Annotated in this window: 6 protein-coding genes; all 6 read left to right on the top strand. The window is 65.4% G+C overall.

The annotated features are described in order from the left end of the window. Positions 1 to 774: prolyl oligopeptidase family serine peptidase (locus VGD20_RS03775; RefSeq protein WP_331133167.1), on the top strand; the 774-nt coding region annotated here is incomplete at its 5' end. Positions 775 to 931: 157 nt separating this feature from the next. Beyond that, a complete protein-coding gene (locus VGD20_RS03780) occupies positions 932 to 1786 on the top strand; it encodes a TorF family putative porin (protein ID WP_331133168.1) in 855 nt (284 codons plus the stop codon). Between the two features lie 106 nt (positions 1787 to 1892). Continuing rightward, positions 1893 to 1982 (top strand): K(+)-transporting ATPase subunit F, encoded by a 90-nt coding sequence (gene kdpF / locus VGD20_RS03785; protein ID WP_066860912.1) that lies wholly within the window; start codon positions 1893 to 1895, stop codon positions 1980 to 1982. 15 nt (positions 1983 to 1997) lie between these two features. Beyond that, positions 1998 to 3701 (top strand): potassium-transporting ATPase subunit KdpA, encoded by a 1704-nt coding sequence (gene kdpA / locus VGD20_RS03790; protein ID WP_331133169.1) that lies wholly within the window; start codon positions 1998 to 2000, stop codon positions 3699 to 3701. 13 nt (positions 3702 to 3714) lie between these two features. Next, complete coding sequence (kdpB, locus tag VGD20_RS03795) at positions 3715 to 5754, top strand: potassium-transporting ATPase subunit KdpB (RefSeq protein ID WP_331133170.1); 2040 nt, start codon at positions 3715 to 3717, stop codon at positions 5752 to 5754. Between the two features lie 11 nt (positions 5755 to 5765). Then, positions 5766 to 6359 (top strand): potassium-transporting ATPase subunit KdpC, encoded by a 594-nt coding sequence (gene kdpC, locus VGD20_RS03800; protein WP_331133171.1) that lies wholly within the window; start codon positions 5766 to 5768, stop codon positions 6357 to 6359. Positions 6360 to 6411: the final 52 nt, after the last annotated feature.

A 6411-nucleotide genomic window follows, 5' to 3' on the forward strand; every position in this document is an offset into this window, starting at 1 on the left:
GACGGCACGCGAGTCCCCTACTTCCTCGCCCGCCGCAAGGACGTGCGCCGCCCGGTCCCGGCGTTGATCCACGCTTATGGCGGGTTCCGCGCCGCCCAGACCCCGGGCTACCTCACCGGCCAGCCCTACAGGGCCGGACCGCTCGGAATGTTCTGGACCGAGGAGGGCAATGCCTATGTCCTCGCCAACATCCGCGGCGGCGGCGAGTACGGCCCCGACTGGCACAAGTCGGTGCTCCGCGAGAACCGCCAGAAGAGCTTCGACGATCTCCACGCCGTCGCCGAGGATCTGATCCGCACCGGAGTCACCGCCAGGGGGAAGATCGGCATTTCCGGCCGCTCGAACGGCGGCGTGCTCGTCGGCGCGGCGATGACGCAGCGACCCGACCTCTATGGCGCGGTCATCTCGGGTTCGCCGATCAAAGATATGTGGCGTTACGACAAGATGCTCGCGGGCGCCTCGTGGGTCGCCGAATATGGCGATCCCGACGTTCCCGAAGACTGGGCGTTCCTGTCGAAATATTCGCCCTATCAGAATATCCGCAAGGGCGTGACCTATCCGCCGATCTTCCTCTACCTCTCGACCAAGGACGACCGCGTCCACCCCGGTCATGCGCGCAAATTTGCGGCGCGGCTGGAGGAGTTCGGCAACAGCGTCTATTATCACGAATATATCGAGGGCGGCCATTCGGTCGGCGCCGACCATGCCGAGGATGCGGTGCGCGCCGCGATGCTCCACGCCTTCCTGCTGCGCGAACTGGTCGAGAAGAAATAGGCCAGAGACGACGGATCCCGGTCGACCTGCATATGCAAAACATATGCCTTCGACCGGATTCGCCCTCGAATTGAAATGCTGAGCCCACCTAATTGAGCGTCCTCATGATTCGCATTCCCCGCCGATTGGCGGCGGAGGAATCGCGAATGGGGGACATATGCACAAATATCTTCTCTTCCCGATCATCGGCCTTGCGGGCCTTGCCGCAACGCCCGCCCATGCCCAATCCGATGCTTCCCAGACAACGCCCGCACTCACCGTCAGCGGCTCGGCGACGCTGACCTCCGACTACCGCTTTCGCGGCATTTCGCAGACCGACGAGAATATGGCGGTCCAGGGCGGGCTGACGCTCACCCACGAAAGCGGTTTCTATGCGGGCGCATGGGCGGCGAACCTTTCCGCCTGGGGCACCTTCGGCGGCGCGAACATGGAGCTCGACCTGATCGCGGGCTACAAGGTGCAGCTTTCTGATCGTGCGACGCTCGACGCCGGGCTGACCTGGTATATGTATCCGGGCGGCGCCGACAAAAGCGATTTTGCCGAACCCTATGTCAAGCTGACCGGCACGGCCGGCCCGGCGACGCTCACCGCCGGCGCCGCCTATGCGCCGAAGCAGCAAGCGCTCGGCCGCTGGTATTTCACTGGCGCCGATGCGGTCGCTGGCGTCTATAACGACCCCGGCGATAAGGAAGACAATCTCTACGTCTGGAGCGACGCCGCCGTGTCCATCGCGGGGACGCCGATTACCGCCAAGGCGCATATCGGCCACAGTTCGGGCAACGACGGGCTCGGCCCCAATGCGACCAGCGTCGCGCCGACCGGCGATTATTGGGACTGGTCGGTCGGCGCCGACGCGACGTGGAAGAATCTCACGCTCAACCTCAGCTACGTCGACACCGACATTTCGGCGGCCGATGCCGCCTATCTCCAGCCGGGCTTCAGCAAGGGCCAGGACGGCACGGGATCGATCGCCGACGGCGCGGTTACCGTGTCGCTGACCGCGGCCTTCTAGAAAAGGAACGATGATGCAGGATCTGCTCTGGATCGCGATCATGGTTGGACTGCTAGCGGCGACGCTCGCCTATGTCCGCCTGTGCGACAAGGCGTGAGGTGACGCCATGACCATCGACCTCTGGCTCGCCGCACTGACCGCACTCGGTCTCCTCCTCTACCTCGTGGCGGTGCTGATCCGCCCCGAACGCTTCTAGAAAGGAGCGTCTGCCATGACCCTTCAGGGCTGGATCCTCATCATCGCCTTTACCGGCATATTGCTCGCGCTGACCAAACCGGTCGGCCTCTGGCTTTTCGCACTCTACGAAGGGCGCCGCACCCCGCTTCATGCCGTGCTCGGCCCCGTCGAGACCGGCTTCTACAAGCTCGCGGGCATCGACCCCGCCGCCGAGCAAAGCTGGCGCCGCTATGCGGTGCACATGCTCATTTTCAACTTCGTGCTGATGATGTTCACCTATGCCGTCCTCCGGCTCCAGGGCGTGCTTCCCGGCAATCCCCAAGGTCTCGCCGGCGTCGGCGAGCATCTGTCGTTCAACACCGCGATCAGCTTTACCGCCAACACCAACTGGCAAAGCTATGGCGGCGAATCGACGATGTCGAACTTGAGCCAGATGCTGGGGCTGACCATCCACAATTTCGTCTCGGCCGCGACGGGCATCGCGCTCGCCTTCGCGCTCTTCCGTGGGTTCGCGCGGCGCTCCGCGGCGACGATCGGCAATTTCTGGGCCGACGCGACGCGCGTGACGCTCTACCTGCTCCTGCCGCTCTGCGTGCTGCTGACGATTTTCTATATCGCCAACGGCGTTCCGCAGACGCTCGCCGGGACGGTCGACGTGTCGACGCTCGAAGGCGTCAAGCAGACACTCGCAATCGGCCCCGTCGCGAGCCAGGAAGCGATCAAGATGCTCGGCACCAATGGCGGCGGCTTCTTCAACGCCAACAGCGCGCATCCGTTCGAAAACCCGAATGCGCTCACGAATCTCGTGCAGATGCTGTCGATCTTCCTGATCGGCTTCGGCCTCACCTGGACCTTCGGCAAGGCGGTCGGCAACACGCGCCAGGGCTGGGCAATCCTCTCGGCGATGCTCATCCTGTTCCTCGCCGGTGTCAGCATCACCTATTGGCAGGAGGCCGCGGGCAACCCGATCCTCCATCAGCTTGGGGTCGCGGGCGGCAATATGGAGGGCAAGGAGGTGCGTTTCGGCATCGCGGCATCCTCGCTCTTCGCGGTCGTCACCACCGCCGCATCGTGCGGCGGCGTCAATGCGATGCACGACAGCTTTACCGCGCTCGGCGGCATGATCCCGCTGTTCAACATGCAGCTTGGCGAAGTCGTCATCGGCGGCGTCGGCGCGGGCATCTACGGCTTCCTGCTGTTCGCCATTCTCGCAGTGTTCGTCGCGGGATTGATGGTCGGCCGCACCCCCGAATATGTCGGCAAGAAGATCGAGGCGAAGGAAGTGAAGCTTGCAGTGCTGGCGATCGCCATCCTGCCGCTCGTCATCCTCGGTTTTACCGCGATTTCGTCGGTCGCCGAGGCGGGGCTTGCCGGGCCGCTCAACAAGGGACCGCACGGCTTCTCGGAAATCCTCTACGCCTTCACCTCGGGGGTCGCGAACAACGGTTCGGCTTTCGCCGGTCTCACCGCGAACACACCCTGGTATAACGGCCTGCTCGGGGTGGCGATGTGGCTTGGCCGCTTCTTCATCATCGTGCCGATGCTGGCGATCGCCGGCAGCCTCGCGGCGAAGAAATACACACCCGAAAGCGCCGGGTCCTTTCCGACCACCGGCGGCCTCTGGGTCGGCCTGCTCGTCGGGATCATCCTGATCCTCGGCGGCCTCACCTTCCTGCCGAGCCTCGCGCTCGGCCCCATCGCCGATCATCTCGCGATGATCAGCGGCCAAACCTTCTGAGCGGGGAGCCGACATGGCACACGCAAATACAAAATCGCTTTTCACCGCCGACCTGATCGTTCCGGCAATCGGCGACGCTGTCCGCAAACTCGATCCCCGGGAATTGATCCGCAACCCGGTGATGTTCACGACCGCGGTTGTCGCGACCTTGCTGACGGTGCTGCTCGTCGTCGGTCACGACGGTTTGGCGACCGGCTTCAAATTGCAGCTCGTCGTCTGGCTCTGGCTGACCGTGCTCTTCGGCACCTTTGCCGAAGCACTCGCCGAAGGGCGCGGCAAGGCGCAGGCGGCCTCGCTCCGCGCGACCAAAGCCGAACTCGCCGCCAAGCGATTCAAGGGCGGCGACGTACGGCAGGTCGAAAAAGTGCCCGCCAGCGCGCTCCGGGTCGGCGACATCGTCCTCGTCGAAACCGGCGACCTGATTCCTTCGGATGGCGAAGTCATCCTCGGCGTCGCATCGGTCAACGAGGCCGCGATCACCGGCGAAAGCGCGCCGGTGATCCGCGAGGCGGGCGGCGATCGCTCGGCGGTCACCGCAGGTACGCGCGTCATCTCGGACGAAATCCATGTGCGGGTCACCGTCAATCCGGGCCAGGGCTTCCTCGACCGGATGATCGCGCTCGTCGAAGGCGCTGAGCGGCAGAAGACGCCGAACGAGATCGCCCTTACCCTGCTTCTCGTCGGCCTCACGATCATCTTTCTGATCGCGGTCGGGACCATCCCCGGCTTCGCCTCCTATGCGGGCGGCGCGATCCCGGTCAGCATCCTCGCCGCGCTGCTGATCACGCTAATCCCGACGACGATCGCCGCGCTGCTCTCGGCGATCGGCATCGCCGGCATGGATCGTCTCGTGCGCTTCAACGTGCTCGCGAAGTCGGGCCGCGCGGTCGAGGCGGCGGGCGACGTCGACGTGCTGCTGCTCGACAAGACCGGCACGATCACGATCGGCGACCGGCAGGCGAGCGAATTCCGCCCCGTCGGCGGCGTGCAGGTCGGCGAGCTTGCCGAAGCCGCGCTTCTCGCCAGCCTTGCCGACGAGACCCCCGAAGGCCGCTCGATCGTCGTGCTCGCGCGCGAGCGGTTCAACGTTGCGGCCCAGTCGCTGCCCTCGGGCGCCGAAGTCATCCCCTTTACCGCGCAGACGCGCATTTCCGGGGTGAAGATCGGCGCGTCGACCATCCAGAAGGGCGCCGTCGATTCGGTGCTCAAGGCCAATCCCGGCGTCGAGGAAACCGCCGCCGCGACCGAGCTCCGCCGCATCACCGACGAAATTGCACGCGGCGGCGGCACCCCGCTCGCGGTCGCGGTCGACGGCAAGCTGCTCGGCGCGATCTTCCTCAAGGATGTCGTCAAGGCGGGTATTCGCGAGCGGTTCGGCGAACTGCGTCAGATGGGCATCCGCACGGTCATGATCACCGGCGATAATCCGCTGACCGCCGCGGCGATCGCTGCCGAGGCCGGGGTCGACGATTTCCTCGCGCAGGCGACCCCCGAGGACAAGCTTGAGCTTATCCGCAAGGAACAGCAGGGCGGCCGCCTCGTCGCGATGTGCGGCGACGGCACCAACGATGCCCCTGCCCTCGCTCAGGCCGACGTCGGGGTCGCGATGAATACGGGAACGCAGGCGGCGCGCGAAGCCGGTAACATGGTCGATCTCGACAGCGATCCGACCAAGCTGATCGAGGTCGTCGGGCTCGGCAAGCAATTGCTCATGACGCGCGGCGCGCTCACGACCTTTTCGGTCGCGAACGATGTCGCCAAATATTTCGCGATCATCCCCGCGATGTTCGTCGTCCTCTATCCGGGGCTGGGCGTGCTCAACATCATGGGACTGGGGAGCCCCGAAAGCGCGATCCTGTCGGCGATCATCTTTAACGCGCTGATCATCCCGCTGCTCGTGCCGCTCGCGCTGCGCGGTGTCGCCTACAAGCCGATGGCCGCCGGCCCGCTGCTCGCCCGCAATCTTGCCGTCTACGGACTCGGCGGCCTCATCGCGCCGTTCATCGGTATCAAACTCATCGACTTGGCCGTTGGCGGCCTCGGTCTTGCCTAAGGAGCATGACGATGGGCAACGACTTCACATCCTCGCTGCGGCCCGCGATCGTCATGACGATCCTGTTCGCCATCCTGCTCGGTATCGGCTATCCTCTCGCGATGACCGGCATCGGACAGGCGATATTCCCCAGCCAGGCGAACGGCAGCCTCGTTCGCGATTCCGGCGGCAAGGTCATCGGCTCGACCGTCGTCGGGCAGGCCTTCACCTCTGAAGGCTATTTCCAGACCCGGCCCTCGGCCGCGGGCGACGGCTATGACGGGCTCGCCTCCTCGGGCTCGAACCTCGGCCCAACGGCGCAGGCGCTGACCGACCGCGTCCAGGCCGATGTCGAAAAACGGCAGGCCGAAGGCATGTCCGGCCCGATGCCTGCCGACCTGGTGACGGCCAGCGGTTCGGGACTCGACCCTCACCTCTCGCCCGCCGCCGCACTGGTGCAGGCGTCGCGCATCGCGAGGGTACGCGGATTGCCCGAAAGTCGCTTGCGCTCACTCGTTGCCGAGCAGACCGAACATCCGCTCCTCGGCTTCCTCGGTGAGGAACGCGTCAACGTCCTCGCCATCAATCAGGCGCTCGATCGTCTCGGGGCCGGCCCCGACCGGTGAGGCCGGGCGAGCCAGACCGACCCGATCCCGAAGCCCTCCTGCGGCAGGCGTC

Source organism: Sphingopyxis sp. (assembly GCF_036402335.1).
Lineage (GTDB): Bacteria > Pseudomonadota > Alphaproteobacteria > Sphingomonadales > Sphingomonadaceae > Sphingopyxis.